Annotated in this window: 27 protein-coding genes; 10 read left to right on the top strand and 17 right to left on the bottom strand. The window is 63.4% G+C overall.

What is annotated here, in order from left to right; all coding sequences use genetic code 11:
- Window positions 1-77: 77 nt before the first annotated feature.
- The 7 genes from cimA to ACX3OW_RS17095 form a co-directional block, all read right to left on the bottom strand.
- Window positions 78-1694 carry a citramalate synthase gene (gene cimA, locus ACX3OW_RS17065; protein ID WP_459096994.1) on the bottom strand — a complete coding sequence of 539 codons (1617 nt, stop codon included), beginning with the start codon at window positions 1692-1694 and terminating at the stop codon, window positions 78-80.
- Window positions 1695-1698: 4 nt separating this feature from the next.
- Entirely contained in the window at window positions 1699-2187 is a 489-nt protein-coding gene (locus tag ACX3OW_RS17070; protein WP_459096995.1) for a GFA family protein, read from the bottom strand.
- Complete coding sequence (locus ACX3OW_RS17075) at window positions 2187-2660, bottom strand: GFA family protein (RefSeq protein WP_459096996.1); 474 nt, start codon at window positions 2658-2660, stop codon at window positions 2187-2189. Before ACX3OW_RS17075 ends, ACX3OW_RS17070 begins: the two co-directional genes overlap by 1 nt.
- Window positions 2647-3030, bottom strand: coding sequence for a VOC family protein (locus ACX3OW_RS17080; protein ID WP_459096997.1), 384 nt, complete (start codon window positions 3028-3030; stop codon window positions 2647-2649). The genes ACX3OW_RS17075 and ACX3OW_RS17080 overlap by 14 nt, the downstream gene beginning before the upstream one ends.
- A gap of 110 nt (window positions 3031-3140) precedes the next feature.
- Window positions 3141-3533 (bottom strand): endonuclease domain-containing protein, encoded by a 393-nt coding sequence (locus ACX3OW_RS17085; protein ID WP_459096998.1) that lies wholly within the window; start codon window positions 3531-3533, stop codon window positions 3141-3143.
- A gap of 158 nt (window positions 3534-3691) precedes the next feature.
- Window positions 3692-5104 carry a cysteine--tRNA ligase gene (gene cysS, locus ACX3OW_RS17090; protein ID WP_459096999.1) on the bottom strand — a complete coding sequence of 471 codons (1413 nt, stop codon included), beginning with the start codon at window positions 5102-5104 and terminating at the stop codon, window positions 3692-3694.
- 315 nt (window positions 5105-5419) lie between these two features.
- Window positions 5420-6475, bottom strand: coding sequence for a fumarylacetoacetate hydrolase family protein (locus ACX3OW_RS17095; RefSeq protein WP_459097000.1), 1056 nt, complete (start codon window positions 6473-6475; stop codon window positions 5420-5422).
- 133 nt (window positions 6476-6608) lie between these two features.
- Between ACX3OW_RS17095 and ACX3OW_RS17100 the strand changes: the two genes are divergently transcribed.
- Window positions 6609-7760 (top strand): DUF2865 domain-containing protein, encoded by a 1152-nt coding sequence (locus ACX3OW_RS17100; protein WP_459097001.1) that lies wholly within the window; start codon window positions 6609-6611, stop codon window positions 7758-7760.
- On the opposite strand, the gene gltX is transcribed toward ACX3OW_RS17100, so the two are convergent.
- The 3 genes from gltX to ACX3OW_RS17115 all read right to left on the bottom strand — a co-directional run bounded on the left by gltX (window position 7705) and on the right by ACX3OW_RS17115 (window position 11798).
- Window positions 7705-9030, bottom strand: a complete 1326-nt coding sequence (gltX, locus tag ACX3OW_RS17105; RefSeq protein ID WP_459097002.1) for a glutamate--tRNA ligase — start codon at window positions 9028-9030, stop codon at window positions 7705-7707. The genes ACX3OW_RS17100 and gltX overlap by 56 nt on opposite strands.
- Window positions 9027-10694 (bottom strand): NAD+ synthase, encoded by a 1668-nt coding sequence (locus ACX3OW_RS17110; RefSeq protein WP_459097003.1) that lies wholly within the window; start codon window positions 10692-10694, stop codon window positions 9027-9029. Before ACX3OW_RS17110 ends, gltX begins: the two co-directional genes overlap by 4 nt.
- A 120-nt stretch (window positions 10695-10814) precedes the next feature.
- The gene (locus ACX3OW_RS17115; RefSeq protein WP_459097004.1) at window positions 10815-11798 is read right to left on the bottom strand and encodes a hypothetical protein; all 984 of its coding nucleotides are present in this window, start codon (window positions 11796-11798) and stop codon (window positions 10815-10817) included.
- A 225-nt stretch (window positions 11799-12023) separates the two neighbouring features.
- Between ACX3OW_RS17115 and ACX3OW_RS17120 the strand changes: the two genes are divergently transcribed.
- Window positions 12024-12449: a response regulator gene (locus ACX3OW_RS17120; protein WP_459097005.1), complete on the top strand. Its 426-nt coding sequence runs from the start codon at window positions 12024-12026 to the stop codon at window positions 12447-12449.
- On the opposite strand, the gene ACX3OW_RS17125 is transcribed toward ACX3OW_RS17120, so the two are convergent.
- The 5 genes from ACX3OW_RS17125 to rpiA all read right to left on the bottom strand — a co-directional run bounded on the left by ACX3OW_RS17125 (window position 12446) and on the right by rpiA (window position 19506).
- Window positions 12446-14347, bottom strand: coding sequence for a PAS domain-containing sensor histidine kinase (locus tag ACX3OW_RS17125; protein WP_459097006.1), 1902 nt, complete (start codon window positions 14345-14347; stop codon window positions 12446-12448). The genes ACX3OW_RS17120 and ACX3OW_RS17125 overlap by 4 nt on opposite strands.
- A 107-nt stretch (window positions 14348-14454) precedes the next feature.
- Complete coding sequence (locus tag ACX3OW_RS17130; RefSeq protein ID WP_459097007.1) at window positions 14455-15831, bottom strand: class II 3-deoxy-7-phosphoheptulonate synthase; 1377 nt, start codon at window positions 15829-15831, stop codon at window positions 14455-14457.
- 940 nt (window positions 15832-16771) lie between these two features.
- A complete protein-coding gene (gor, locus tag ACX3OW_RS17135) occupies window positions 16772-18151 on the bottom strand; it encodes a glutathione-disulfide reductase (RefSeq protein ID WP_459097008.1) in 1380 nt (459 codons plus the stop codon).
- Between the two features lie 111 nt (window positions 18152-18262).
- Complete coding sequence (locus ACX3OW_RS17140) at window positions 18263-18790, bottom strand: DUF2059 domain-containing protein (RefSeq protein ID WP_459097009.1); 528 nt, start codon at window positions 18788-18790, stop codon at window positions 18263-18265.
- Between the two features lie 14 nt (window positions 18791-18804).
- On the bottom strand, window positions 18805-19506 hold the full coding sequence (gene rpiA / locus ACX3OW_RS17145; protein ID WP_459097027.1) for a ribose-5-phosphate isomerase RpiA: 702 nt from the start codon (window positions 19504-19506) through the stop codon (window positions 18805-18807).
- A gap of 314 nt (window positions 19507-19820) precedes the next feature.
- Between rpiA and ACX3OW_RS17150 the strand changes: the two genes are divergently transcribed.
- From ACX3OW_RS17150 to ACX3OW_RS17175, 6 genes are all read left to right on the top strand, one after another.
- On the top strand, window positions 19821-20354 hold the full coding sequence (locus tag ACX3OW_RS17150; RefSeq protein ID WP_459097010.1) for a L,D-transpeptidase: 534 nt from the start codon (window positions 19821-19823) through the stop codon (window positions 20352-20354).
- A gap of 102 nt (window positions 20355-20456) precedes the next feature.
- Window positions 20457-21470 carry a GTP 3',8-cyclase MoaA gene (gene moaA / locus ACX3OW_RS17155; RefSeq protein WP_459097011.1) on the top strand — a complete coding sequence of 338 codons (1014 nt, stop codon included), beginning with the start codon at window positions 20457-20459 and terminating at the stop codon, window positions 21468-21470.
- 25 nt (window positions 21471-21495) lie between these two features.
- Complete coding sequence (locus ACX3OW_RS17160) at window positions 21496-22170, top strand: dienelactone hydrolase family protein (protein ID WP_459097012.1); 675 nt, start codon at window positions 21496-21498, stop codon at window positions 22168-22170.
- Entirely contained in the window at window positions 22163-22603 is a 441-nt protein-coding gene (locus ACX3OW_RS17165) for a hypothetical protein (RefSeq protein WP_459097013.1), read from the top strand. Before ACX3OW_RS17160 ends, ACX3OW_RS17165 begins: the two co-directional genes overlap by 8 nt.
- Before the next feature lie 25 nt (window positions 22604-22628).
- The gene (locus ACX3OW_RS17170; protein ID WP_459097014.1) at window positions 22629-22862 is read left to right on the top strand and encodes a DUF4160 domain-containing protein; all 234 of its coding nucleotides are present in this window, start codon (window positions 22629-22631) and stop codon (window positions 22860-22862) included.
- Entirely contained in the window at window positions 22849-23265 is a 417-nt protein-coding gene (locus ACX3OW_RS17175; protein WP_459097015.1) for a DUF2442 domain-containing protein, read from the top strand. The genes ACX3OW_RS17170 and ACX3OW_RS17175 overlap by 14 nt, the downstream gene beginning before the upstream one ends.
- A gap of 4 nt (window positions 23266-23269) precedes the next feature.
- Here ACX3OW_RS17175 and ACX3OW_RS17180 read toward each other — a convergent pair whose 3' ends face one another.
- Window positions 23270-23671, bottom strand: a complete 402-nt coding sequence (locus tag ACX3OW_RS17180) for a VOC family protein (protein ID WP_459097016.1) — start codon at window positions 23669-23671, stop codon at window positions 23270-23272.
- Window positions 23672-23674: 3 nt separating this feature from the next.
- Window positions 23675-24154, bottom strand: a complete 480-nt coding sequence (locus tag ACX3OW_RS17185; protein ID WP_459097028.1) for an Lrp/AsnC family transcriptional regulator — start codon at window positions 24152-24154, stop codon at window positions 23675-23677.
- 324 nt (window positions 24155-24478) lie between these two features.
- Between ACX3OW_RS17185 and ACX3OW_RS17190 the strand changes: the two genes are divergently transcribed.
- Both ACX3OW_RS17190 and ACX3OW_RS17195 read left to right on the top strand, forming a co-directional pair.
- On the top strand, window positions 24479-26005 hold the full coding sequence (locus tag ACX3OW_RS17190; RefSeq protein ID WP_459097017.1) for a sensor histidine kinase: 1527 nt from the start codon (window positions 24479-24481) through the stop codon (window positions 26003-26005).
- A gap of 144 nt (window positions 26006-26149) precedes the next feature.
- Window positions 26150-26536, top strand: a 387-nt coding sequence (locus ACX3OW_RS17195) for a transposase (protein ID WP_459097018.1), incomplete at its 3' end; no start/stop codon positions are given.

Consider the following 26536-nt stretch of genomic DNA (forward strand, 5'->3'; position numbering starts at 1 on the left):
GAGGTTTTTTCGGAGCGGTTTCGGCCAGTTTGTCCTCCCGGACCGTTAGGGCAATTCCTGCTGCGCAGGCTGCCCGGTTAAGCCAGTTTTGCTGTCGTGTGCTGCGCCGCTTCAGTTTTCAACAGCTTGTAGGTGATTGATTCATACAGAGCTTCAAAGGACGCATCAATGATGTTGGGCGAAACGCCCATGGTGAACCAGCGCTCGCCGCTACCATCGCGGCTTTCGACCTGTACACGGGTGATCGCGCCCGTGCCGCCATCGAGGATACGCACCTTGAAGTCGACCAGCTCGAGATCTTCGATGCGGCTGGAAAACTTGCCCAGATCCTTGCGCATGGCCAGATCGAGCGCGTTGACCGGGCCATTGCCCTCGGCCACCGACATCAGCAATTCGCCCTCGACGCGCAGCTTGACCACCGCCTCGGTGACGGTGATTTCCTCGCCCTGCGCATTGTGGCGACGCTCTACGCTGGCGCGATAATTTTCCACGGTGAAGAAGCTGGGCAGCGTACCGAGCACTTCATGGGCCAGAACGGCGAAGGACGCATCGGCGCCGTCATAGGAATAGCCGCGCGATTCGCGGTCCTTGACGGTGGCGAGCAGGGTTTCGAGACGCCGGTCATCCTTGGCCAGTTCGATGCCGTGGCGAGCCAGAGCGGTCAGCAGATTGGACTTGCCGGCCTGCTGGCTGACCATGATGGCGCGCTCATTGCCGACGCTTTCGGGCGGGATATGCTCGTAGCTGGAAAAATCCTTGAGCAGGGCCGAGGCATGGATGCCGGCCTTGGTAGCGAAGGCCGAAGCGCCGACATAGGGCGCCTGCTTGAACGGCGCGCGATTGAGGCGGTCATCGAAGGCGCGGGAAATCTGCGCCAGCCGGGTCAGGCGGGCCGCGTCGATGCCGGTTTCGAAGCGGTCGGCATAATAGGGTTTGAGCACCAGGCTGGGGATCAGGGTGATGAGATTGGCGTTGCCGCAGCGCTCGCCGATGCCGTTGAGCGTGCCCTGAATCTGGCGCACGCCGGCTTCGACGGCGGCCAAAGTGTTGGCGACGGCCTGGCCGGTATCATCATGGGCGTGGATGCCGATGCGGTCGCCGGGAGCGACTTCCAGCACCTGGCCGACAATGGCGCTCACCTCGGAGGGCATGGTGCCGCCATTGGTGTCGCAGAGCACGACCCAGCGGGCGCCGGCATCGAGCGCGGTCCGGATGCAGGACAGGGCGTATTCCGGATTGGCCTTGAAGCCATCGAAGAAATGCTCGCAGTCGATCAGCGCTTCCTTGCCGGCGGCGACGGCGGCGGCCACGGTGTCGCGCAAATTGGCGAGGTTTTCCTCGAGGGTGATTTCGAGCGCGGTCTTGACCTGATGATCCCAGGTCTTGGCGACGAAACAAGTGGCGTCGGCCTTGGAATTGAGCAGCGCCTGCACGCCGGGGTCGTTGGCGGCGGAACGCCCTGCCCGCTTGGTCATGCCGAAGGCGGTGAACTTGGCCGTGCTGGTGCGCTTGGTTTCGAAGAACTCGGTGTCCACCGGATTGGCGCCGGGATAGCCGCCTTCGACATAGTCGACCCCCAGCTCTTCCAGCAGACGGCAAATGGCAATCTTGTCCTCCAGCGAGAACTCGATGCCGGCGGTCTGGGCGCCGTCGCGCAGGGTGGTGTCGAAGATGTAGAGGCGGGTTTTGGTCATGAAACTACTCGGGCCAACGTTCGGTGTCGTGGTCAGGATGCTGGTGATTGGTGGATTTGATGGCGGCGGCCCAGGCTTGCTGGTCGCCGGATTCAGTGGCGCCGCCGTTGTCGATGCTGGTCAGCGTGGTGAACCAGGGCACCTGCGCTTCCTGGCCGGTATTGGCATGGGGCGGGAACAGCTCGGGATGGTCGAGCGAACCGATGGTGAGGTTGATGCGGCTGCCTTCGAGATTGTCGTAGAACAGCGGCGTGCCGCAATCGCGGCAATAGCCCCGGTCGACATGCTCGGAACTGCGGAACCGCGCCGGGGTGCCGCGCGTCCACACCAGGGCCTCGCGCGGTGCGGCGACCAAGGCGGCAAAGATATTGCCCATGGCTTTCTGGCACATGCGGCAGTGGCAGATGTGCGCATTGTCCAGCATTTCACTGGTGTGATAGCGCACGGCACCGCATTGGCAACCGCCGCTGACCTCCATGGCATAGCGCTGCATCACTTGGTCTCCCTCGGTGGCCAGTCTTCGGTATCGTGGTCGGGATGCTGGTTGGAATGGATGCCGGCGAGGAAATCGCGCCATTCGTCGCTGGCTTCGGTGCGCTCGGGCAGCGAGGTCAAATCCTTGAAGAAGGGCAGCCGGTCGTGGAGATTGACCTGCAGCACCGGAGCGGCCACCGTCGGATCGTCAAAGGCGCCGATGGCCAGTTCGAGCCCGAAGCGGGTTTCATAGGCCAGCGGCGTGCCGCACTCGCCGCAAAAGGCGCGGCGGGCGGCGTTGGATGACTGGAACCATTTGGGTTCGCCACGGGTCCAGTGCGCATTATGCGCGGTGACCAGCGGGCCGAAAAACCCGCCAAACGCCTTTTGGCACATGCGGCAATGGCAGATCGACGGGCGGCCGAGGCGGGTGACGCTGAAGCGCACCGCCCCGCACTGGCACCCGCCGGTATGGGCCTCAACCGGGGGCATGACACACCGCCTCGATATTGTTGCCATCCGGATCGATCACGAAGGCAGCGTAGTAATTGGGGTGATAATCGGCGCGTAGGCCGGGCGCACCATTGTCGCGCCCGCCAGCCGCCATAGCCGCCGCGTGGAAGGCATCGACCTCGGCACGGCTCTGGGCGGCGAAGGCATAGTGGCGGCCGCCGCCGGGCGTCTGGCTTTCGGTCATCCAGAAATCGGGCTTCTGGCGGCCATAGCCCCCCACCTTGACGCCGCCGGTGTATTGCTCGGGCACCAGTTGCAAGAGCGTCGCGCCGAGAGCGCCCAGGGTCGCGTCATAGAACGCCTGCGACTTGGCCCAGTCCGAAACCAAAATACCAACGTGATCAATCATTTCAATCTCCTGTAGTGGATGGGCCGTCAGTGAAATGTCGTGCTGTCAGGCGGTGTCAGTAGTTGTCGGATTGAAGGGAGAGAGTGTGGAGAAACGGGGAGCCAGCGCGATCAATCATGGGGGACCTCCTGAGCGGGATTGAGGGCGTTCCAGACGGCATCGAGGACAGTATCGGGGCGGGCGAGGATGTCGTGATTCCACAGGCGGAGGAGATGGAAGCCCTGCGCCCGGAGATAGGCATCGCGGGTCGCGTCATAGGTGGAATCGGCGTGCTGGGAGCCGTCGAGTTCGACGATGAGCTTGGCGGACAGGCCGACGAAATCAGCAATGTAGTCGCCAATTGGGAGCTGACGGCGGAATTTGTAGTTCACCAGGCGGCGATTACGGAGGAGCGCCCAGAATTTGGCCTCCGCCTCAGTCGGTTCGTGGCGCATGGTTCGAGCGAAGTTACGCAGACGGGGCGTCTTGGCGGTACGCCATTCGGTTCGCGCTCGCTTTGGCATCGCTGACCCCTCATCCGCCCTTCGGGCACCTTCTCCCTCAAGGGGAGAAGGGGGCATCGTGGCTTCCCCAGCACCGGGCCTCCCCTCTCCCCTTGAGGGAGAGGGTGGATCGGCCGCAGGCCGAGACGGGTGAGGGGTCGCTTCCGCGCGGACCAATCTCACCGCTTCATCTCCCATTTGGTCGCGCGTGCGCCGGCTTCGTCCTTGTAATCCATCAGGGCGATGCCCTGTTCGGACAGAGTGTTGCGGATGGTATCGGCTTTGGCGAAGTCTTTGGCGTTGAGGGCTGCTAGGCGCTCGGCGATGGCGGTGGCGATGTGGGGGGGCTCTTGCCAGCCGTCGTCGGAGGTCAGCAGGCTGTCGAGGCTGAAGCCGAGGAAACGCAGGGTGGCGGCGAGGCAGTGGCGGGCGTTGCCTTCGTCGCGATTGGCTTTCTTGGCGATGACATCCAGCGTCACCGAGGCGCGGTGAAAGTTGAGGTCGTCGGCCAGTTCGGCGATCACCGAGGCGTCGGGGGCGTCGTCGGGGCCGAGTTCGGCGCCGCGGGCGGCGCGTTGCCAGTCGGCCAGCTTGGCTTCGGCCTGTTCCAGGCGCTTGACTGAGAAATCGATCGGTTCGCGGTAATGCGTCATCAGCATGGCCAGGCGTAGCACGTCGCCGATCCAGGCGCGGCCGCCCATGGCGCCGGTTTCCAGCAATTCGTTGATGGTGACGAAATTGCCCAGGCTCTTGCTCATCTTCTGGCCTTCGACCTGCAGGAAGCCGTTATGCATCCAGATATTGGCCATGGCGTGGGTGCCGTGGGCGCAGCGCGACTGGGCGATTTCGTTTTCGTGGTGCGGGAAGATCAGGTCGAGCCCGCCGCCGTGAATATCAAAGGTCTGGCCGAGATAGCGCTCGCTCATGGCCGAGCATTCGATATGCCAGCCGGGGCGGCCGCGGCCCCACGGGCTGTCCCAGCCCGGCTCATTGTCGGCGGACTGCTTCCACAGCACGAAATCGGCCGGGTTCTTCTTGTGGACGTCGACGGCGATGCGGGCGCCGGCCAGATTGTCTTCGAGATTGCGGCCGGAGAGCTGGCCGTAATCAGCCATGGAGGTGGTGTCGAACAGCACTTCGCCGGCGGCCTGATAGGCGTGACCATTGCCCAGCAGCGCGCTGATCAGGGTCTGCATTTCGGCGATATTGTCGGTGGCGCGGGGCTGGATGGTCGGCTCCAGCGTGCCCAAGGCGGCAGCATCGGCAAGGAATTGCTGCTCGGTGCGCTCGGTGACGCGGCGGATGGCCTCGTTCAGCGGCAGCTCGGGGAAATCGCGCAGGGCACGGGCGTTGATCTTGTCATCGACGTCGGTGATGTTGCGGACATAGGTGACGTGGCTGGCGCCATAGACATGGCGCAGCAGGCGGAACAGCACGTCGAAGACGATGACCGGACGGGCATTGCCGATATGGGCGAAGTCATAAACCGTCGGGCCGCAGACATACATGCGCACATTGGCGGCATCGAGCGGGGTGAAGACCTGCTTGGCGCGGGTGAGCGTGTTGTAAAGCGTGAGCTGCGGCGTGGTCATAAGCGTCCGTATCCTGGCCATGCGAAATTGCGCTGGCAGACGGCTCTTCGGGTATCAGAATGAGAATGAAGAAAACCGCGCCGCCAACGAGTGGTTAGCAGGTAATAATGCAGCGGTTAATCAGAATGATCTGGCTCTTCATGGGGCCATGATTGGCCGGAGCGCCGGCAGAAATCAAGCCGAAAAGAAAAAAGGGCGGCCCCAAGGGGCCGCCCAAATGCTTTGGAGGCGCTGAGGGGCACCGGAACCGGGCCCCTCACTAGTCGACCGAGACTGGCACGACGCGCCCCAAGGCCCAACGGCTACACGGGAATGTTACCAGCGCTGGCAACGGGTTAGGCCGAGGCCAGCATGTGGAGATTCACTTAGTTTAACCACCGCTACGGTCTGGACGATATCGCCGAAGACGGCGGTGCCCTCGGCGTTGACGGCGCCGATGCGCACGCTGTCACCGGGCTTGAGGAACGGGGTGCGGGCGCGACCATATTTGAGTTTTTCGACGGTGCGGGCTTCGGCGATGCAGGCAAAGCCGATGCCGTCGCGCTTGATCGGCAGGGTTTCATCGTGCCGGTTGGAGACGGTGCCACCGCCGATAATGGTGCCGGCGGCAAGGGTACGGGTGCGGGCGGCTTCCACGATCAGATCGGCGAAATCGAAATGCATGTCGGTGCCGGCATTGGGCTGGCCATAGAGGGTACCATTGACCTCGATGCGCAGCGGCAGATGCAGGCGATTGTCGCGCCAGGCGCCATTGAGGCTGTCGGGGGTGATGACGATGGGGGCGAAGCTGGTGGAGGGCTTGGCGTGGAAGAAGCCGAAGCCGTTTTGCAGATCGTCCACGACCAGCCGGCGCAATGATACGTCATTGCAGACGGTGATCAGGCGAATGGCGGCTTCGGCCTGGGCGCGGGTGGCGCCCATCGGCACCGGGCCGGTGATGACGGCGACTTCCGCCTCGAAATCGATGGCCAGATCGGGATCGGTGACGCGAATGGGATCGGTCGGAGCCGACAGCGAATCGGAGCCGCCCTGATAGAGCAGCGGCCGGGTGGATTGCAGTTCCTCGTCCTTGCTGCCCTTGAGGCTGCGGACGCGTTCGAGATGGCTGAGATAGCCGGCGCCGTCGATCCACTGATAGGCGCGCGGCAGCGGGGCCAGCGCCTGGGCGGGATCGAAGACCTGGCCGGCAATGGCCCCGGCGTCGAGCTGAGTGGCCAGCGCGGTCAGGGCCGGCACATGGGCCTCCCAGTCATCAAGGGCGGCCTGCAGCGTCGGGGCGATGCGGCCGGCGGAGACGCAGCGGCTCAGATCGGCCGAGAGAACGACGAGCTGCCCATCAGGGCGACCATTGCGGAGCGTGGCGAGTTTCATTTTGGGGACGCAATCTCGGAGTTGTGTGGCCTTGCAGCGCTACCATGGGGCCGGTGTGACCACTATAATGTTGCCAACGGTCCTAGCGTTGTCTTAAGGCCGGGGCAGGCGCAGTTTGAAGAGGATAGCCAGCTTGGGCAGGAACGGCGCACGCGCCCTGATGATGATGGTGCTGGCGGCGGTCTGGCTGAGTCTGGACGTGAACGCGGCCTATGCGCAGGCGGCGCAGTGTCGCCAGCTGGAAGCAGCGCTCCGTCAGTTCGATAACAATGCCTCCTTCCGGCAGATGGGCAATAATTCGCAGGCAGCGCGACAGGCCGCACGCGACGTGCAGCAGATGGAAAGCCGCTATGTGCGCGATGGTTGCAATGATGCGGCCAAGGCCGGGCAGCAGCTGACGCGGCAATGCCAGCAGATTGGCCGCGAAGTGCTGCGCCTGCGCGATGTCGCCGCCGAAGTCGGCCGGCAGGTGGAGACCGCCAATGCGGTGGCCGGGCAGCGCGAAGCGATCCTACAGGAAATGGCGCGCTTTGGTTGCGGCGCCGATCAGGGGTCGAGCGCCACCTTCACCAATCAGCGCCAGTCGGTGTTCGACCGCATTTTCGGCTCCACCTCGGAAGGCGACTTCACCGATGGGCAGATGGTCGATGGCGGCGATTACTGGGGTTATCAGGGCTATCAGACGGTGCGCACCGTGTGTGTGCGCTTGAGCGACGGCTATTTCTGGCCGATCAGCTACGCCACCCTGCCCGACTATGTGAGCAATGACGCCCAGCAATGTCAGGCCAGCTGTCCGACCACGCCGGTGGCCCTCTATTTCTACGACAATCCGGGCCAGGAGCCCGAGCAGATGCGCAACCAATATGGCGAGCCCTATACGGCGCTGGCCAGTGCGTTCCGCTATCGCGACGAACTCGACACCAGCGCCAGTGCCAATTGCAAGGTCGCGCCGCAATCGGACGGGTCGCTGAAGGTGGCGACGCGGCTCGATGGCTCGACGCGGGTGCTGATGGAGGTCAATGGCGTGACCATTCCACTGCCGTTGCGCGATCCGCGCGGGGTGGCTCCGGTGCAGGCGCCGATCATGGCGCCGCTGGAAACGGCAACGCTGGTCAATGTCCCCCTGCCCCGTCCGCGCCCGGCCGGCCCCGGCGAAACGCCGGTGGCCCGCCCGCTTCAGGCGCCGGCCGAAACGGCGCTGCGGCTGGTGCAGTTTGGCGACAAGACCGTCAGGGTAGTCGGTCCAGACACGCCTTACGCCCAACCAGTGGGAGCAGGGACTTAAGCTCGGGTCCGTCGTGACGTCCGGTCAAGGCCAGGCGCAGGGGCAGGAACAGGGCTTTGCCCTTGCGGCCAGTGGTGGCTTTGAGCGCGTCGGTCCATTGGCCCCAAGTGGTCAGGTCCCAGGGCTCGGCCGGCAATAGCGACTTGGCCAGCGCCAGGAAATCGCGGTCTTCATCGGCAATGACCGGCTCCACCGGACCAGTGACCAGCCGCGCCAGATCGGCGATATCGGCGAATTTGTGCAGATTGTCGCGCAGCAGCAGCCAGAGGGCTTCGCCCTCCAGCCCCAGAACCGAGAGTCGGCCGACAGCGCCTTCATAGGGCAAAATGTGCAGCAGGCGGGCATTGAGGCCGTCCAGCTCGGCCGGGTCGAAGCGGGCCGCGCCGTGGGAAATCATCGAGAAATCCAGCCGATTGGCGATTTCGTCGAGGGCTTCATAGGGCTCGATGGGCAGGCTGGTGCCGGTGAGGCTGGCCATGATGGCGATGGCCATCGGCTCATAACCCTCAGCGCGGAAATCAGCGATCGACTGGCTGCCGAGGCGCTTGGAAAAGCCCTGCCCGGCGGCGTCCGTCAGAAGATTGTGGTGGGCGAAAATCGGCACGGCACCGTTGAGCGCCTCGAAGATCTCGATCTGGGTGCCGGTGTTGGAAACGTGGTCCTCGCCGCGAATAACGTGGGTGATGCCCAGCTCGATATCGTCGACCACCGAGGGGAGCGTATAGAGATAGGAGCCATCCTCGCGCACCAGCACCGGGTCGGACATCGAGGCGGTGTTGACGGTTTGCGGGCCCTTGATCATGTCCTCGAACTGCACCGGGCGCCCATCGAGCTTGAAGCGCCAATGCGGTTTGCGGCCTTCGGCTTCGAGGCGGGCACGGTCCTCGTCGGTGAGCAGAAGCGCGGCGCGATCATAGATCGGCGGCTTGTTCATGGCCCGGGCGCGGGCGCGGCGGCGGCCGAGCTCGTCCTCGGTCTCGTAGCAGGGATAGAGCCGGCCAGCGGCGATCAGCCGGTCGCGGGCCGCGTCATAAAGCGCGGTGCGGTCGGACTGGCGCACCAGCAGATCGGGCGTGATGCCGAGCCAGGCCAGATCGACCTCGATGCCATCGGCAAACTCGCGGGTGGAGCGGGCCTGATCGGTATCGTCCATGCGCAGCACATAGGTGCCGCCATGGCGACGGGCAAAGAACCAGTTGAGCAGGGCCGGACGGGCATTACCCAGGTGAATGCGGCCAGTGGGGGACGGTGCCCAGCGAACAATGGTCATAAGAGGTTGCGATCCTTGTAGCCATTGGTGATGGGATAACGACGGCCCAAGCCAAACGCCTTGGCAGTGAGCTTGGGACCGGGCGCCGATTGGCGGCGCTTATATTCGGCAAGATTGACCAGCCGCTCGATGCGCTCGACCAGCGCCAAATCGTGCCCCATGGCAACGATGTCGGCAATAGAGCGCTCGTCCTCGACCAGGGCGGTGAGGATGGCGTCAAGCTGCGGGTATGGCGGCAGGCTGTCCTGATCCTTCTGGTCCGGACGCAGTTCGGCGCTGGGGGCCTTGTCGATGATCGCCTGGGGAATGACCTCGCCGATAGGGCCGAGGCAGTCGCCGGGCCGGTGGCTGTTGCGCCAGGCGGCGAGGCGGTAAACCTCCATCTTGAACATGTCCTTGAGCGGATTGTAGCCGCCATTCATGTCGCCATAGATGGTGGCGTAGCCGACGCCCATTTCCGACTTGTTGCCGGTGGTCAGCAGCATCGAGCCAAGCTTGTTGGAGACGGCCATCAGGATGACGCCGCGCATGCGCGACTGGATGTTTTCCTCGGCGAGGTCAGCCGGGCGATTGTCGAAAATCGGGGCCAGCTCGGTCAGCGCGTCATCGACCGGATTGCCGATGGCGACGATGTCGTAGCGGACGCCCAGCGCCTCGGCGCAGTCCTTGGCGTCCTTGAGGCTGGCCTCGGAGGTGTAGCGGTAGGGCAGCATGATGGTGTGGACGTTTTCAGCCCCCAACGCATCGACCGCCATGGCCGCGACCACGGCGCTGTCGATGCCGCCGGAGAGGCCGAGCACCACCTGCTTGAAGCCGTTCTTGTGCACATAATCGCGCAGGCCGAGCACGCAGGCCAGCCACGGAGCTTCGTCGGTGGTGGTCAACTCGGTGACTTCGCCCGAGGTGCAGGTCCAGCCATTCTCTTCGCGCACCCAGTCCGAGACGATGAAGTCGGTGGCGAAGGACTTGCCCTGGAACACCAGCTTGTTGCCCGGTTCGATGCCGAAGGAGGCGCCGTCGAACACCAGCTCGTCCTGGCCGCCGACCTGGTTGAGATAGAGCATGGGCACATCGTCTTCGGCGACGCGGGCGCGGACCAGAGCCTTGCGGACATGTTGCTTGTTGGCCCAATAGGGCGAGCCATTGGGGCACAGCATGATTTCGGCACCGCGCATGGCCAGATGCTGGCACACATTGGGGTGCCAGATATCTTCGCAGATGGGGATGCCGATGGGCACGCCCTTGATCAGCACCGGATCGGCCGGCGGGCCGGCGGTGAAATAGCGCTGCTCGTAGAAGACGTCGGAATTGGGCAGTTCGCGCTTGAGGCGGGTGGCGGTGATCAGGCCGTTCTCGGCGACCAGCACGGCATTGTGCAGGCCGGTCTTTTCCAGCCAGACGGTGGGCAGCACCAGCGCCACGCCAGTGCCGGCAGTGTCGGCCGCCAGATCGCGCGCCGCCTGCATGGCGTCAGCGAGGAATTTCGGCTTGAACAGCAGATCATCCGGGAAATAGCCGGTGAGGAACAGCTCGGACAGCATGAGGATGTCGGCCTTGGCGGCGACGGCGTCGGCCAGCGCGCCACGGGCCAATGCGAGATTGCCGGCGAGATCACCGACCTTGGGATTGAGCTGCGCGAGCGCAATTCGGAGGCGGTCTGTCACGGGGCTGGCCTACGTAGTGGTTGGGCGGATGCCCTGCCATACCCTCCTCCCAAGCGTCACCGCAAGAGGAGAGGTGCCGCACCGAGTGCCGCTGCAGCGATTGTGTTCAGGGCCGGCGGATCAGAACTTGCCGGTGAGTTCGGCCCGCAGGCCGTAGCGGAACAGTGAGGCGTAGGTTGACGGTAGGGTCATAGCGGGTTGGGCAACGCCGCCGGCGGTACCGTTGAACACCGCATCCAGATTACCCTCGAGGTACCAGGCACGGCCGCCCACCCGCAGCGTCAGGTTCTCAGTGGGATGAAAGCCAACCATGGTTTCGGCCATGACGCCGTAACCGCGACCCGAGAGGGTGGTGGGAGCATTTTCGTAAACCGGGACCGGGACGCCCGGGAAATTGAAGCCGCCGCCACCGACCGAGGCGCTGCCGCCGACCGTGCCCGAGACATGAGCATAGGGAATAGCAGCGACTTCGGCCTGAACGTCGAACATGTCGAAGTCAGCAGCAGCCTTGACGCCGAGGCGCAGGGCATGAATGTCAAAATTATCGCGGGCCTCGCCCAGCGACGATGGGTTCCCCAGGCCATCAAACGCCGTGGCGTACTTGCCGGTGCCGATATCGGGAGCATCCTTCCAGTACTGGTAGCCAACCAAGCCGCCAAAGGCGAAGCCGTTTTCCATGGTGCCCAGAGGGAGCCAGCCAAAATCGGCGCCGGCATAGCCGATGCGCGAATTGCGGCCGATATCTCCACCGGCTGCCGGCGAAATATCATAGGTGCCGGTGGTGTGCAGACCCAGCCCTGCCCGGGCGGCAACGTAGGTCTGGGTAGACAGATCCTCGATCTTGCCGTGCAGCTCGCCGATATGGGTCTGATCTCGAACAGACAGGCTCACTGGGCCGAAGGGCGAGGTGAAGCCGGCGTCCTGGCCGCCCCAGGAATACCAATAGGCGGTGCCGAATTCGAAGCGGATGGAATCGTCCGGGTTCTGCCAGCTTTCGGGATAGGCCGGACGCAGTTCGGGGTATTCGACGTAGTCGGCGGCCAGAGCGGGCACGGCCGCACTCAGGGCCAACATGGCTGCGGCGCCATAGAGTGAGCGCTTCATCGAAACCTCCGGGGTCGATACCCATCCTGGGTGACTGGAAAATTTATCGGGCATTAGGGTTAAGTTTCCCCTAAGCGCCAAACCAGCGCCGGGTTGGGACTTTGGTAACCTGAGGCGCGCAGATTTGATCGACCGGCGCATGGATAAGCGCCGATGGGGGCAACTGACTAGGCTCTGAGGAGTTGCCCTGAAGCCAGAAGGCGTAGTGCTGAAAGAGTGTGATGTATGACGCGCAATATACTGGTGGTTGAGGACGAGATATTCGTCGCTACCGAAATGGAACATGTGATCGAGGATATGGGGTTCACCGCCGTTGGCATTGCGGCCGACGAACGCTCGGCGCTGTCGATGGCGGCGCTGGCCGATGTGGCGCTGGTTGACCTCAATTTGCAGGATGGCCCCACCGGCATCCGCATCGGTCGTATCCTGGCGCAGACGCATGGGGTGACCGTATTGTTCATGACCGCCAACCCGTCCCAGCTGGGCGACGGGGTGCCCGGCACGGTGGGGGTATTGCCCAAGCCGGTGACCGACCGCGAATTGCGTGCCGCCGTGCGCTATGCCGTGGCAAGGCACGAGGCCGCCACCGCGACCCCACCTGCCCGGCTGCAATTATTCGACCAGCCCAGCCTACGCCGCGTCGCCAATTAGGACCGCAGCCGGGCCGAGCGCCGCAGGGCTTCCGCCGGCAGATCGATTTCGACGCGCAGGCCATCAGTCTCCCAATGCCGCTCCAGCTTGCCCTGCAACTGGCCTTCGATGCTGAGACCGATCAGGCGGGAGCCAAAGCCGCCGAGATCGCCATCGCTGCCGACCGCGGGGCCACCCCGCTCCTTCCAGGTCAGATGATAGCGCTCGCCATCGGCCCGGCCGGTTAGTTCGACCTGCCCGCCGGCTGCCGATAGCGCGCCATATTTGGCGGCGTTGGTGCCCAGCTCATGAAACAGCAACGCCAGCGGCGTGGCGGCGCCGTCGTCAATGGTGGCATCGTCGCCGTGAAACACCAGGCGGTCATTGTCGCCCTGCCGATAGGGCTGCATGAGGCGGAGGATCAGTGATTTGAGCGAGCCCTTATTTTCAGGGGCGCGGGACACCTGACTATAGGGGCGCACGAAATCATGGGCTTCGCCCAATGCGTAGATGCGCTGGCGCAATTCGTCGGCAAAGCCCTTTACCTCCGGCCGGCTGCGCGCCGAGAGGCTAATGATGCCGGTGAGCACGGCGAAGATGTTCTTGATGCGGTGGCTGAGTTCCTGGGCCACCAGCTCGCGCTCATCCCCGGCTAGCCTCGATTGATGGATATCGGTGGAGGTGCCGATCCAGTGGACGATGCTGCCGGCGGCATCGCGCAGCGGCAGTGCCTGGGCCAAAATCCAGCGATACTCGCCACTGTGATGGCGCAGGCGGTGTTCGTGCTGATAGGGCTCGCCGCTGGCCAATGCTTGGCCAAATGTCTGCAGCGTCCCTTCCCGGTCGTCGGGATGGAGCAGGTCGGGCCAGGCAATCCCACCGCTCGGACCGGGCGGCAGGCCGGTGAATTCGGTCCAGCGGGCGTTGAAATAGTCGTAAACACCCTCGGGGTTAGTCGACCACACCATTTGCGGCACCGCGTCGGCCAAGGTGCGGAAGCGCAATTCGCTATCGGCCAGGGCCTCAAGGATCTGGTGCTGCTCGGTGACGTCGACGACGACGCCGGGGAAACGGCTGGGACGCCCGTCACTGCCCATGCGGGGGCGGCCAGTGGCGACCACCCAGCGGATGCTGCCATCGAGTCCGACCAACCGATATTCGCAATTGACGGGTGTCCCATTGGCCAGGGCGGTATTGATGTCCGCGGTGACCCACGCCTTGTCATCGGGATGGATGGCATCGAGAAACGCCTCGATCGGCAGGCCGAGGCCGGCGCGCAGTGGATCGAGATTGAACATCACCGCAAATTTGTCGTCGGCGGTGACCAGGTTCTCGCGGACATCCCAATCCCAGGTGCCAATCAGGTTGGAGCCGCTCAGGGCCAGCGACAGCCGCTCCTCGCTGCGCGCCAGGGCATGTTCGGCCAGCACGCGGCTGGTGGTTTCGATGACGATGCACAGCGTGCCCAGCGGGGTGCCATCATCGTCGAGCAGCGGGCTGTAATGGAGGTCCATCCAACCGGATTCCAGATGACCGTGGCGGTTGAGCACCAATTCATGATCGCGCAGAATCAGCGATTTCCCCGCCAGGCCCAGAGCGATCTTGTCGTCGTTGAATTCGGCGATCTCGGGCCAGGCCTCGACCGAGGGCTTGCCGAAAATGGCAGGGTGGCGGTCACCGGCGAAGCCAGCATAGGCGTCGTTGTAGATCAGGATGCCATCGGCCCCGATCAGCATGACCATCGGCGAGGACGCGGCCAGCATCACCCGGACGGCGCCTTTGAGACTTTCAGGCCAAGCGGGGATCGGACCGAGCGGGGTAGAGGACCAATCGAAGTCATTGGCCAGCTTGAGCGTCGGGTCCTGCTCCAGGCGTGCGCGGGTCTCAGTGCTGGCGGTCGGGAACAGGGAGCTTGGCATGCGCGACTTTCGTGAGGGGACGACGACAAGGCGCGCAGGCTGCCTTGGCAACACCGCGCGCTGTTTTGCAACGCGCGGCTTCATCACGAGTTCAATAGGCGGCCGAATTATTCTCCGGCGGCAAGGCTTTGGCGCGGCGGGGTCTGGGCGTGAACTTCCTCAGCGACGAGGAAGGCCAGCTCCAGCGCCTGGCTGGCGTTGAGACGCGGGTCGCAATAGGTGTTGTAGCGATCCGACAACGACGCTTCGGTGACAGCGGAGACGCCGCCGACGCATTCGGTGACATCGTCGCCGGTCATTTCGATATGCACGCCGCCGGCATAGGTGCCCATCTCGCGGTGGATCTCGAAGAAGGACTTCACTTCGGACAGCACGCGGTCAAAGGGGCGGGTCTTGTAGCCGGTCGACGCCTTGATGGTGTTGCCATGCATCGGATCGGAGCACCAGACGACGGTGCGGCCGGCCTTCTGGATGGTCTCGATCAGGCGCGGCAGATGATCGGCGATCTTGTCGGAGCCGAAGCGGCTGATCAGGGTGATCCGGCCGGCTTCGTCAGTCGGATTGAGCCGGTCAAGCAGGCGCAGCAGGTCGTCGCTGCTCAGGGTTGGGCCGCATTTGATGCCGATCGGATTGTGGATGCCGGCGAAATATTCGACATGGGCCGCATCGGGCTGGCGGGTGCGATCACCGATCCACAGCATGTGGCCGGAGGTGGCGTACCAGTTATTGGTGATGGAGTCGCGACGGGTCAGCGCCTCCTCATAGCCGAGCAGCAGGGCTTCGTGGCTGGTGAAGAAGCTGGTTTGGCGCAGAGCCGGCGTGTTGTCGGGGTTGAGGCCGAGCGCGCCCATGAAGGTGATGGCGTCGTCGATCTTGCGCGCCACTTCCTCGTAGCGCGGATACCAGTTGGAGCCCTTCATGAAGCCCACGGTCCATTCATGGATGCGGGTCAGTTCGGCATAGCCGCCCATGGAAAAGGCGCGCAGCAGATTGAGCGTGGCCGCCGACTGGCGATAGGCCATCAGCATGCGCTCGGGATCGGGCACGCGCGAGGCTTCGGTGAAGGCGATGTCGTTGATGATATCGCCGCGATAGGAGGGCAGTTCCACACCATCGATGGTTTCGGTATCGGCGGAGCGCGGCTTGGCGAACTGGCCGGCGACGCGACCGACCTTGACCACGGGCTTGGAGGCGCCATGGGTTAGCACCACCGCCATCTGCAGGAAGACGCGGAAGAAGTCGCGGATATGGTCGGCGCCATGCTCGGCAAAGCTCTCGGCGCAGTCGCCGCCCTGCAGCAGGAAGGCTTCGCCCCGGGCAACGGCGGCCAGGCGGGTCTTGAGGTCGCGGGCTTCGCCGGCAAACACCAGCGGCGGGAAGGTGGCGAGCTGGCGCTCGGCGGCGGCCAGGGCGACGGGGTCAGGATAGGCCGGCACCTGGGAAATCGGCTTGCCGCGCCAGCTATCGGTGGTCCAGGTGGTCATGTTCGGAGTTCCTAACGCAGGTCACAGTTTACCTTTGAGGCGGCAATACCAAGGCTGGCGATGGGGGACAAGGGCCAAGGCAACCGCCATTGGTCGCACGAAGGCGCCGGGCGGTCCGAAGACCCTCGGTTGATGAACGAGCGGAGCCCCGAGGCGGCTGTCGCCTCGATGTAATTTAAGTAGTGAGACGGCAATCGCCTCGGGGCGTCGGGTTTTTCTCGGAAGGCAGACCGCAAGCCCCAGCATGGACCCGTAGCCCCATGCCAGAAAGCCCCATCCGCGCAGCCCAGGGCGGAGCGCGACCTCCCCCCTCCCGACCGTCAATCCGGACACCGGTCGCTGCAGCGCCGCTCGTATCCCGGAAGATGAGGGGAGTATGCGGGAGGAATTGGGAGGGGGGATAAGATGGATAAGTGGCGGGGCACTGCCACCTCCTCACACCCGAGCGTCACCCTCGGGCTTGACCCGAGGGGGTTGCACTAACCTTGCCGCCGGAAGTGTAGAGCCCTCGGGTCAGGCCCGAGGGTGACGTCGTGGTGGGGGAGGAAAGAGGTGCGATGCGGGGGCATTACGCCTGTTGTAGCATGGCACCCCTCACCCGACCCTTCGGGTCGACCTCTCCCCTGAGGGGCGAGGTGATGGGGTGGCTCGCCGGCAAACGGGGCTGGGACGCGATGGTGGTGGGAAGATGGATCACCGGGACAGGCCCGGTGATGACGGTGGGAGGGATCAGGGTTGAGGCGTGCCAAACTCACGGAGTCCCCTTCTCCCCTCGTGGGAGAAGGTGCCCGAAGGGCGGATGAGGGGGCGGCGGGCGGTCCGCACATATTGAAGCATGGGCGAGCGCAGCCCCCTCACCCTGACCTTCCGCTGAACGCGTCAGGTCGGTCCCTCTCCCACAAGGGGAGAGGGGTGGCTCCACTCATGGGAGCGCCCTGCCCTAGCCGCCGATTTTTTCGCCGTTGCGGTAGGTGTAGCTGGGGGCCTTGAAGGTCACCAGTTCTTCGGCTGCCGACGGGTGCAGGGCCATGGCGCGGTCGAAATCGGCTTTGGTGGCACCCATGCCCATGGGGATGGCGACGAGCTGGATCATTTCACCAGCGCCCGGCCCCAGGATGTGGCAGCCCAGCACCTTGCCGCCATGGGCGCCGACGATCAGCTTGAGCACCATGCGTTCGGTGCGGGTGGAGAAGGAATTGATCATCGGGCGGAAGCGGGCGACGTAAACGTCGATATCACCATGGGTGGCGGCTTCGGGCTCGGTGAGGCCGATGACGCCGAGTTCGGGCTCGGAGAATACCGCGGTCGGGATCAGCGAGTGATCAACGGTCAGAGGATTGTTGTTGAACACGGTTTCGGCAAAATACCAGCCCTCGCGGATGGCGACCGGGGTCAGCGCGGCGCGGCCGGTGACATCGCCGACGGCATAGATGGACGGCACCGAGGTCTGCGAAAAACTGTCCACGGCGATGTGGCCGCCGGGGGTGAGCTTGACGCCGGCCTGTTCGAGGCCGAGGCCGGCGATATTGGGGCTGCGGCCGGTGGCGAACATCACGGCGCCATAGGGGGCGGTGACGCCGTCGCTGAAGCTGACAGTAATATCGTCGCCGGACTTCGACAGCGACGTGATGGTGGTCTGGTAGATCAGCTTGATGCCGCGCTCGGTGAGGCCGGCTTCGAGGCCACGCCGCATGTCTTCGTCAAAGCCGCGCAGCACGCAATCGCCGCGATAGATGATGGTGGTGTGGACGCCCAAGCCGGCAAAGATGGTGGCGAATTCCACCGCGATATAGCCGCCGCCCTCGATGAGAATGGAATGCGGGAGCGCCGGCAGGTCGAAGGCCTCATTGGAGCTGATGGCCAGTTCGGCGCCGGGAATGGCGGGCATGAAGGGGGTGCCGCCGGTGGCGATCAGCAGATATTTGGCGGTCAGCTCGCGGTCGGCGCCTACCAGGCGCACCGAATTGGGGCCGGTGACGACAGCGCGGTCGCGGATGATCTCGACGCCGGGCTTTTCCAGATTGGCCACATAGGCGTTTTCGAGGCGGGTGATTTCCTTGTCCTTATTGGCGACCAGGGTGGGCCAATCAAAGGAAGCATCGACCTGCCAGCCAAAGCTGCCGGCGACATCGAAAAGATCGTTGAAGCGGGAGGCATAGACATAGAGCTTTTTGGGCACACAGCCGCGAATGACGCAGGTGCCGCCGACGCGATATTCCTCGATGATGGCGACCTTGGCGCCATAGGTGGCCGCCATGCGGGCGGCGCGGACACCGCCGGAGCCGGCTCCGATGACAACAAGATCATAGCTATCGGTCATGCGGGCGGCTCCTGTACGATCATCGTCATCTACCGATGAATATCGGTTGGCAAATCGCATAAAAAAAGACCCCGCACAAGGCGGGGTCGGATTTACTGGTCGGCGGTGCGCTTAAACTTCAAAGCCCTTGGCGCGCAATTCGGCGCGAACCTTGGCGAAGAATTCGGAGCGGGTGCTGTTGGTGAACACCTGCAGCACGGCCTGCAGATCGGAATTCACCTCGGTATTGGCCTGCGCCAGCTTCTTGCCGGTGGGCGATTCGTAGAAGGCCACGATCTGCTGCAGCTCTTCGACGGAGAAGCGCACGGCATAGACGCGGGCAAACTGGTCGAGCAGCTCACCCTTGCGCGCCTTGTAATCTTCCAGAACCTTGCCGACGGCCTCGTCGGTCTCTTCCATGATCTCGGGATTCTGCGTCACGATCTGGCGCATGGTGCCGATACCGATTTCGACGAGCGTGATCTCGTAAACGGCAGCGCGGTCGGTGAGGTCGATATATTTGCGGGCGAGAGCCAGTTGTTCCGGCGGAACCTCCTGGGCCATTGCCGGGGCGGAAACTGCGATAATGGCGGCGCTCAGCGCCACCGCCAACAGCGCCTTGGCGCGCGTCATAACACCGGTCATCGTTGAAAAACCCATCTTGTCCCGATCCATCAATTCGTTTTGCCCAGCGTTTTTACGCCATCCGGGGTCGCCACATAAGCCGTCTTGCACATTTTGAGGAACAGCCCGTGCTGGACCACCCCGGCGATGTCGAGCAAGTCGCGCGATAGCGCTTCTGGCTGCGAAATGCGGCCAAAAAAAGCATCGAGAATGAGGTGACCGCCATCGGTAACGAAGGGCGTGCCCGGCGCCGTCTCGCGCAAGGTCAGCCCGCCCTCGGCGCCGTGGGCCGCAATAATTTCGGCAACGGCGCGGCGCGTGGCGCCCAGGCCGAAGCGGTTGACTTCCACCGGCAGCGGAAAGCGGCCGAGCGTGGGCACCAGCTTGGAGCTATCGGCGATAACGATCATGGCGTCGGAAGCGGCCGCGACGATCTTCTCGCGCAGCAGCGCCCCGCCACCGCCCTTGATCAGATTGAGATGCGGATCGATCTCGTCGGCACCATCGATGGTCAGATCGAGCCGGTCGAGCGTTTCGAGATCCGACAGGGGAATATTGAGCGCCCGGGCCTGGCGTTCGGTGGCGTCGGAGGTGGGCACACAGATGCAGTCGAAACCGGCGGCGACTTCCTGACCCAGCAGGTCAACGAAGTGACGGGCCGTCGAGCCGGTGCCAAGCCCCAGCCGCATGCCGGGCCGCACATCGGCCAGCGCCATCGCCGCAGCCTGTCGTTTCAGTTCCTCGCTCATCATCGCCTCGCGTGTTTCTGCGTTGGGGCTTTGCCGGGGGTTGGGCGGCATGTCAATGCCACACAAAGGCGGGGATCACGGATTGGTGAATGATAACTGTAACTTGCTAGCAACACAATTTTGCGAAGGTGGCTTGAGTGTGGCGTTTTGGAGGCACCTGCCTCTTTTCGCTATTTCGCAATGAGCGTAAGCAACCGCAATATTTAGCGCGGGCGAATCATGTGCCCGTTCTGTTTCAGAGGCCAAGTCGTCCTATGTTCAATTTGAAGTCAGCGGTAGCGATCGGGCTATCGATACTGTTGTCGGCGGCGGCAGCGATGCCAGCCCATGCAGAGCTTGTCTATAATCCCAACAATGGCAACTGGGTGGAAGCCTCGGAAATGCCGGTGCGCGGCACCCGCGCCGGAAGCCCGGTCCGCAAGGAAATCGTTGAATACAAGACCAACCACAAGCCCGGCACCATCGTCATCGAGACCGATGAGCGCCGGCTGTATCTGGTGCTGGATGGCGGCAAGGCGATGAAATACGGCGTCGGCGTCGGCCGCGACGGCTTTACCTGGTCGGGCTCGCACAAAATCACCCGCAAGGCGGAATGGCCCGGCTGGACGCCACCGCCGCAGATGCGCAAGCGCGTGCCGGATCTGCCGGCCTATATGCCCGGCGGCCCGGATAACCCGCTCGGCGCCCGCGCGCTGTATATCGGATCGACCCTTTATCGCGTGCATGGCACCTCCGAGCCATGGTCAATCGGCCAGGCCGTCTCGTCGGGCTGCATCCGCCTGACCAATGACGACGTGACCGACCTCTACGAGCGCGTGAAGGTTGGTGCGTTGGTGGTGGTGAACCACTAGCGCCGGCCTGTCCGCAGGGGACTACGAAAGGACTGCCCGTTGGGTGGTCCTTTTTTATTGTCAGTGCTTTGAAAGTGACGCGAGAGGCGGTAGCGTCGGCCCATGACCGCTCCCCTACCCCCTGCCCGCCCGCTGGTTGACCGCTATGGCCGGCATATCTCCTATCTGCGCATTTCGGTGACCGACCGCTGCGACTTCCGCTGTGTCTATTGCATGGCCGAAGACATGACTTTTTTGCCCAAAAAGGACGTGCTGAGCTTTGAGGAAGTGGAGGCCATTGCCGGTGCCTTCATCGCGCGCGGCGTGACCAAGCTGCGGCTGACCGGGGGCGAGCCGCTGGTGCGGCGCGACATCATGGAGCTGGTGCGCAGTCTGGGCGCGCGCATCGGGCATGGGCTGGAAGAGCTGACGCTGACCACCAATGGCAGCCAGCTGGGCAAGCATGCCCAGAGGCTGTTCGCGGCCGGGGTGCGGCGGCTCAATGTGTCGCTGGATACGCTGGACGCCGAGCGCTTCCGCGCCATCACTCGGCGCGGGCGGATCGAGGATGTGCTGGGCGGGATCGACGCGGCGCAGGCGGCGGGGCTGGCGATCAAGATCAATATGGTGGCGATGCGCGGCGTCAATGACGATGAAATCGAGCCGATGATGGCCTGGGCGCATGGGCGCGGCATGGGGCTGACGCTGATCGAGGGCATGCCGCTTGGCGAAGTCGGCATTGACCGGGTGGACAGCTATCTGCCGCTGCGCGAACTGCGCGACCGGCTGGCGCAGCGCTATACGCTGACCAAGCTGGACAAGCGGACCGGTGGGCCGGCGCGCTATGTGCAGGTGGCCGAGACCGGCGGCGTGCTCGGTTTCATCACCCCGATGAGCCATAATTTCTGCGAAAGCTGCAATCGGGTGCGGCTGACGGCGACCGGGCAGCTTTATCTGTGCCTGGGGCAGGACGATCAGGTCAATCTGCGCGATGCGCTGCGCGACGGTGGCCCGGAAGCGCTCGACACGGCGCTGGACCATGCCATGCTGATCAAGCCCAAGGGGCACGATTTCGTCATCGACCGGGCGCGGCCGGAGCCGGCTTTGGGCCGGCATATGAGCGTGACCGGCGGCTAGAAATTCAACACCACGGGAGGCAGCAATGGGCGAACGCATTACACTGACGGCCAGCGACGGCTTTATCCTCAATGCCTATCGCGCCAAACCGGCGGGCACGCCGCGCGGCGGTGTGGTGGTGATCCAGGAGGTCTGGGGCCTCAATCATTTCGTGCGCGACGTGGTCGACCGCTATGCCCGCCACGGCTTTGTGGCGGTGGCGCCGGCAATGTTCGACCGCGTCGAATTTGGCTATGAGAGCGACGATTATTCCCCGGCCCAGTTCGCGGTCATCGGCGAGCTGATGAAAAAGTTCAACCACCAGATGGCGCTGGTCGACGTGACGGCGGCTATCGGCGCGGCCAAGGCCGGCGGCAAGGTGGGCATTACCGGCTATTGCTTTGGCGGGGCGGTGAGCTGGCGCGCGGCGCATCACGGCATGGGGCTGAGCGCGGCCTCGGGCTATTATGGCGGCGGCGTGCCGAACTATATCGATTTGGCGCCGATCATCCCCACCGAAATGCATTTCGGCGATCAGGACACCGGCATTCCGCTCGAGGAGATCGAGATGCTCAAACATCGGCACCCGGAGGCGGATATCCATCTCTACCCCGCCGCGCATGGGTTTTGTAACGACCAGCGGCCGAGCAACTTCAACGCGGCGGCCTGCACCAAGGCCTCGGCCCGCACGCTCGATTTCTTCCGCAAGCATCTTGGGTAGCCTGCGGCCACACCGCGACTATCTCGACGACGAATGGCGCGGCCTGCAGGCGGCGCCATTGTCGTCGCGCAAGGCAATGCTGGTCGCTATGCTGGTGGACGCCTATGTCGACCGGCTGTTTGCGGCGGAGCCAGCGGCCGAGGATATTCTGGTGTATCGCGCAGAACTCAGCGCGGCTTCGCCGGCCCTCGGGCTGATCCTGGCGCTATGCGCCCGCCGGCCGGGTTATGAACTAGTGACGGAAGCCGTTGCGGTGCCGCTGGCCGATTATGGCAAGCTGGCGGTCGCCGATTTCATGGTCAGTCTTTACAACCACCACAGCGTGCAGCGCCTGCTGCTGGTCTCGCCGGATGGTGCGCGCCACGACATGCTGGAGACGCTGGGCGAAGCGATCGGGGCGCTGGATGGGTCGACACACGCGAAACTTGAATAACCCAACAAGTTAGGTTATTTTGCAGATGATCACCTTGCTGCGTGCCGCGGGCATGCGATTTGTCATCTACACCAACGATCATGAACCCGCGCATCTGCACGTCTATGGCGAGGGAGAAGCGCGGATCAGCATTCTGGAGGTTGTGGTGATTTCCAATCGCGGCATGAGCAAGCGCGATCTGGTGCGGGCATTGAACGTGGTTCTGGAGCATCGCGAGATGTTCCTTGGCAAGTGGTACGAGATCCATGGACGAAATTGAGTATGAGGACCGCGACTACGAGGCAGCAACGCAGCGCGGCAGCGCGGAGCGGACGCTTGCGCCCATCCCCTCCTCCGTTCGCTTCGATGCAAGTTCAGGCCGGCTGTTGGTGGAATTCACCAATGGCGCGGCGCTGCTGGTGCCTGCCCGGTCGTTGCAGGGGCTTGAGGATGCCAGTGATGCCGAACTGGCCGAGGTCGAACTGGCCGGCGAGACCGGCCTGCATTGGGAGAGCCGTGACGTTGACTTCACCATTACTGGGCTGATGCAGGGCATTTTCGGCACGGCGCAATTCATGCATGCCCAGCGTAAAGGCGGCCAATCCCGATCCCCAGCCAAGGCAGCAGCGAGCCGGGCCAATGGCGCCAAGGGCGGCCGACCGCGCAAGGCCGACCAATCCTGAGGCACTAGCGCCCCGCGGCGCGCTCCACCAGTTCGACGATGATGCCGTCGGGGTCGCGGATGAAGGCGATGCGGCCCAGCAGGCTGGCGTTGACGGCGGCGCGCGGTGGTTCGAGGATATCGACGCCGGCGGCTTCGAGCTTTTCGATCATGGCGTCGACATTGTCGTAGGCGAAGGTCAGATGGCGCATGCCGGCTTCATGGGGCGGCACGTCGCGCGAGCGGGCGATGTGGGCGGCGGGACAGGCAATTTCCAGCATGCCGCTGCCGCTATCGAGGAAAGCCATTTCGCCGCGCTCACCCTGCTTGCGCAGGACGAGCGTGAGGCCAAGCAAATCACAGTAGAAGGCGATGGTGCGGTCGAGATTGCTCGACGTCATGCCGACATGTTCAAAACCAAGCAGCATGGCCTATTTGTCGTCGTCGACAACAAGAGCAAAGTCCAGCGGCAGCGCCGTGGTGTATTTGATCTGACCCATGGCGAAAGCCGAGCTGACATCGGTCAGGTTAATCTTGCCGATGAGCTTTTTATAAAAGGAATCATAAGCGTGAATGTCAGGAACGACGACGCGCATCAGGTAATCGACATCGCCGCTCATGCGATAGAATTCGACCACTTCTGGAAATTCATCGATGACGCCGGCGAATTTGCGCATCCAGCCGTCATTATGCTCGTTGGTCTTGACCGAGACGAAGACGGTAACGCCGACATTGACCTTGACCGGATCGAGCACCGCGACGCGGCGCTGAATGACGCCATCTTCTTCCATCTTCTGGATACGGCGCCAGCAGGGGGTGGTGGACAAGCCAACCTTGCGACCGATTTCAGCCACCGGCATGGTGGCATCCTTCTGCAGCAGCGTCAGAATTTTTCTATCGATCTTGTCCAAAGCCATTTTGTCTCCAAGAAATCAGATTTCCATTTTCGGCCTAATGCAATCCGAAATTCGCTGGATACCTGCCACATTTGCGCAAGATAAGCAATAATGTTGCGCGAACCAAGTGATACGGCCCCATCCACCAATTGTTAACGCATAACCGCGAACCGGCCAAGCGCGCCAGCGCCGGCTGGCAGCATGCTGGCACTTTGCCCACACTATGCTGGCGATCTCGGCCCCGAGTTTCACCAGCCGTTAACTACGCGCTCGCTAGTGTCATAGCCGAGCGTAGCGAATGCGTTTTTTGTTCGCAGTTGAGTAATGAGTACGAGTCCCATGACGTCGCAGCCGGCTGTCATCGATGATGTCCGTTCCCAGATGGGACGAGATGGCAAGCGCACGGCGCAGAAAACCGTGCTCGATGCCCGTCAACGCCTGACCTCCAGTTCAGGTACCCGCGCCGATTTCGATTTTGAACTGATGCATGACTATGCGCAGTCCCGCCTCAATGCGGCGCTGCCGATGGCGGCGATCATTTCCATTCTCTCCATCGTCGCCAGTTTCTGGGTGCCGGTGGTGTTCACCTCGCTCTGGGCCGGGCTGGTGATCCTGAGCCTGCTGATCGTCGTGCTGATGGCGCAGCGGTTCAAAAACAGCGACCCTACCAAATTCAACGCCAGCCAATGGACCACCAGCTTTGTTGCCGGCGAAACCGTCTATGGCCTGGCCTGGTCGACGCTGGCGCTGTTTACCCTGGTGGCGCAGCCGGAGATGATGACGCCGGTGATCTTCGCCATGGTGCTGGTCAGCGTCGCCGCCAATTCGGTGGCGACCCACACCCTGCCCCCGGCAACACTGATGAGCACGCTGCCGGTGACGGTGACGGTTTCGATCAATCTGATCGCGCTGGGCGGCACGCTGAACTACACGCTGGCGGCGGTGGTGATCTGTGGCGAATTCTTCTTTGTCTATCTGGCGCGGCAGCTGCATGGCACCGAACTCGAAACCATCATGCATCAGGCCGAGAAGGATGCGCTGATCGGCGAGCTGGAAGAAGCACGGCAGATGTCGGACGAGGCAAGGCGCCATGCCGAGCAGGCCAATATCGCCAAATCGCAATTTCTCGCCACCATGAGCCACGAGCTGCGCACGCCGCTCAACGCCATTATCGGCTTTTCCGAAGTGCTGAAATCGGAGCTGCTGGGCGGCCATATGGTGCCGCAATACAAGGAATATGCCGGCGACATTCACGCCAGCGGGCAGCATCTGCTGAATTTGATCAATGAGCTGCTCGACCTCAGCCGCATCGAGGCCGGCAAATATGAGCTGAATGAGGAAGTGGTGTCGCTGGTCGATATCGCCGAGGACTGCCGCCGCATGATGGAATTGCGCGCCAAGTCCAAGGGGATCGAACTGATCTACAGCATCGGCGACAATCTGCCGACGCTATGGGGCGACGAACGCGCCATCCGCCAGGTGGTGCTGAACCTGCTGAGCAACGCCATCAAGTTTACCCCCCAGCATGGCAAGATCGTGCTGGTGGTGACGCGCAGCGGCGACGGCGGGCAATATGTGTCGGTCAAGGATAATGGGCCGGGCATCCCCGAGGCCGAAATCGAAACCGTGCTGTCGTCGTTTGGCCAGGGCTCGCTGGCGCAGAAAACCGCCGAACAGGGCGCGGGGCTTGGCCTGCCCATCGTGCAGAAGATCATGGAGCTGCATCAGGGGCGGTTCGACCTGTTCAGCAAGCTGCGCTTCGGCACCGAAGTTATTGCGACCTTCCCGCGAGCGCGGGTGATGGATGCGCTGGCCCCGGTGGTGGAGAAGAAGAATCGGCTGGAGATTTACTCCCAGGCTGGCTAGGGGCTTCGCCCCGGGCCATTGGGCTCTCCGATCTCATCCCAATCACCGTGTCACCCCGTCCTTGAGCCGGGGCCCAGCCCCAGATCTCAAGATGGGTCCCCCTGAGTTCACAAACGAAGTGCAACACCTGACACAGGTGATGCCATGTCCAGTTACCGCCAGTTATCCAGCGCCGACCGCTTCCGGATTGCCCAGCTTCTCGCCGCCGGGCAGTCGTACCGGCAAATCGCTGCAGCTCTGGATCGCCAGCCGTCGACCATCGCCCGCGAGGTGAAGCGCAACAGCGGTGTGCAGATCGGCTATCGGCCAGACTATGCCCACCAGCTCACCGCAGCCCGGCGCTGGAGCGGGGCTCGCCTCGAGCGCGACGCCGGCTTGCGCAGCATCGTGCTCGATCGGCTGGCGGCCGGCTGGTCGCCCGAGCAGGTGGCCGGTCGCCTCGCCCATGAGGCGGGTAGCCGGATCATCAGCCACGAGACCATCTACCGCTTCGTCTATGCCCAGCTCAAACGCAGCAATGATCGCCGCTGG

The organism is Devosia sp. A449 (assembly GCF_054489375.1).

Bases quoted from the DNA above. Each gene is read 5' to 3' on its own strand.
- cimA (WP_459096994.1), bottom strand. From the start codon at position 1,694: ATGACCAAAACCCGCCTCTACATCTTCGACACCACCCTGCGCGACGGC.
- ACX3OW_RS17070 (WP_459096995.1), bottom strand. From the start codon at position 2,187: ATGCAGCGCTATGCCATGGAGGTCAGCGGCGGTTGCCAATGCGGTGCC.
- ACX3OW_RS17075 (WP_459096996.1), bottom strand. From the start codon at position 2,660: ATGCCCCCGGTTGAGGCCCATACCGGCGGGTGCCAGTGCGGGGCGGTG.
- ACX3OW_RS17080 (WP_459096997.1), bottom strand. From the start codon at position 3,030: ATGATTGATCACGTTGGTATTTTGGTTTCGGACTGGGCCAAGTCGCAG.
- ACX3OW_RS17085 (WP_459096998.1), bottom strand. From the start codon at position 3,533: ATGCCAAAGCGAGCGCGAACCGAATGGCGTACCGCCAAGACGCCCCGT.
- cysS (WP_459096999.1), bottom strand. From the start codon at position 5,104: ATGACCACGCCGCAGCTCACGCTTTACAACACGCTCACCCGCGCCAAG.
- ACX3OW_RS17095 (WP_459097000.1), bottom strand. From the start codon at position 6,475: ATGAAACTCGCCACGCTCCGCAATGGTCGCCCTGATGGGCAGCTCGTC.
- gltX (WP_459097002.1), bottom strand. From the start codon at position 9,030: ATGACCATTGTTCGCTGGGCACCGTCCCCCACTGGCCGCATTCACCTG.
- ACX3OW_RS17115 (WP_459097004.1), bottom strand. From the start codon at position 11,798: ATGAAGCGCTCACTCTATGGCGCCGCAGCCATGTTGGCCCTGAGTGCG.
- ACX3OW_RS17120 (WP_459097005.1), top strand. From the start codon at position 12,024: ATGACGCGCAATATACTGGTGGTTGAGGACGAGATATTCGTCGCTACC.
- ACX3OW_RS17125 (WP_459097006.1), bottom strand. From the start codon at position 14,347: ATGCCAAGCTCCCTGTTCCCGACCGCCAGCACTGAGACCCGCGCACGC.
- ACX3OW_RS17130 (WP_459097007.1), bottom strand. From the start codon at position 15,831: ATGACCACCTGGACCACCGATAGCTGGCGCGGCAAGCCGATTTCCCAG.
- gor (WP_459097008.1), bottom strand. From the start codon at position 18,151: ATGACCGATAGCTATGATCTTGTTGTCATCGGAGCCGGCTCCGGCGGT.
- ACX3OW_RS17140 (WP_459097009.1), bottom strand. From the start codon at position 18,790: ATGGGTTTTTCAACGATGACCGGTGTTATGACGCGCGCCAAGGCGCTG.
- rpiA (WP_459097027.1), bottom strand. From the start codon at position 19,506: ATGATGAGCGAGGAACTGAAACGACAGGCTGCGGCGATGGCGCTGGCC.
- ACX3OW_RS17150 (WP_459097010.1), top strand. From the start codon at position 19,821: ATGCCAGCCCATGCAGAGCTTGTCTATAATCCCAACAATGGCAACTGG.
- moaA (WP_459097011.1), top strand. From the start codon at position 20,457: ATGACCGCTCCCCTACCCCCTGCCCGCCCGCTGGTTGACCGCTATGGC.
- ACX3OW_RS17160 (WP_459097012.1), top strand. From the start codon at position 21,496: ATGGGCGAACGCATTACACTGACGGCCAGCGACGGCTTTATCCTCAAT.
- ACX3OW_RS17170 (WP_459097014.1), top strand. From the start codon at position 22,629: ATGATCACCTTGCTGCGTGCCGCGGGCATGCGATTTGTCATCTACACC.
- ACX3OW_RS17175 (WP_459097015.1), top strand. From the start codon at position 22,849: ATGGACGAAATTGAGTATGAGGACCGCGACTACGAGGCAGCAACGCAG.
- ACX3OW_RS17180 (WP_459097016.1), bottom strand. From the start codon at position 23,671: ATGCTGCTTGGTTTTGAACATGTCGGCATGACGTCGAGCAATCTCGAC.
- ACX3OW_RS17190 (WP_459097017.1), top strand. From the start codon at position 24,479: ATGACGTCGCAGCCGGCTGTCATCGATGATGTCCGTTCCCAGATGGGA.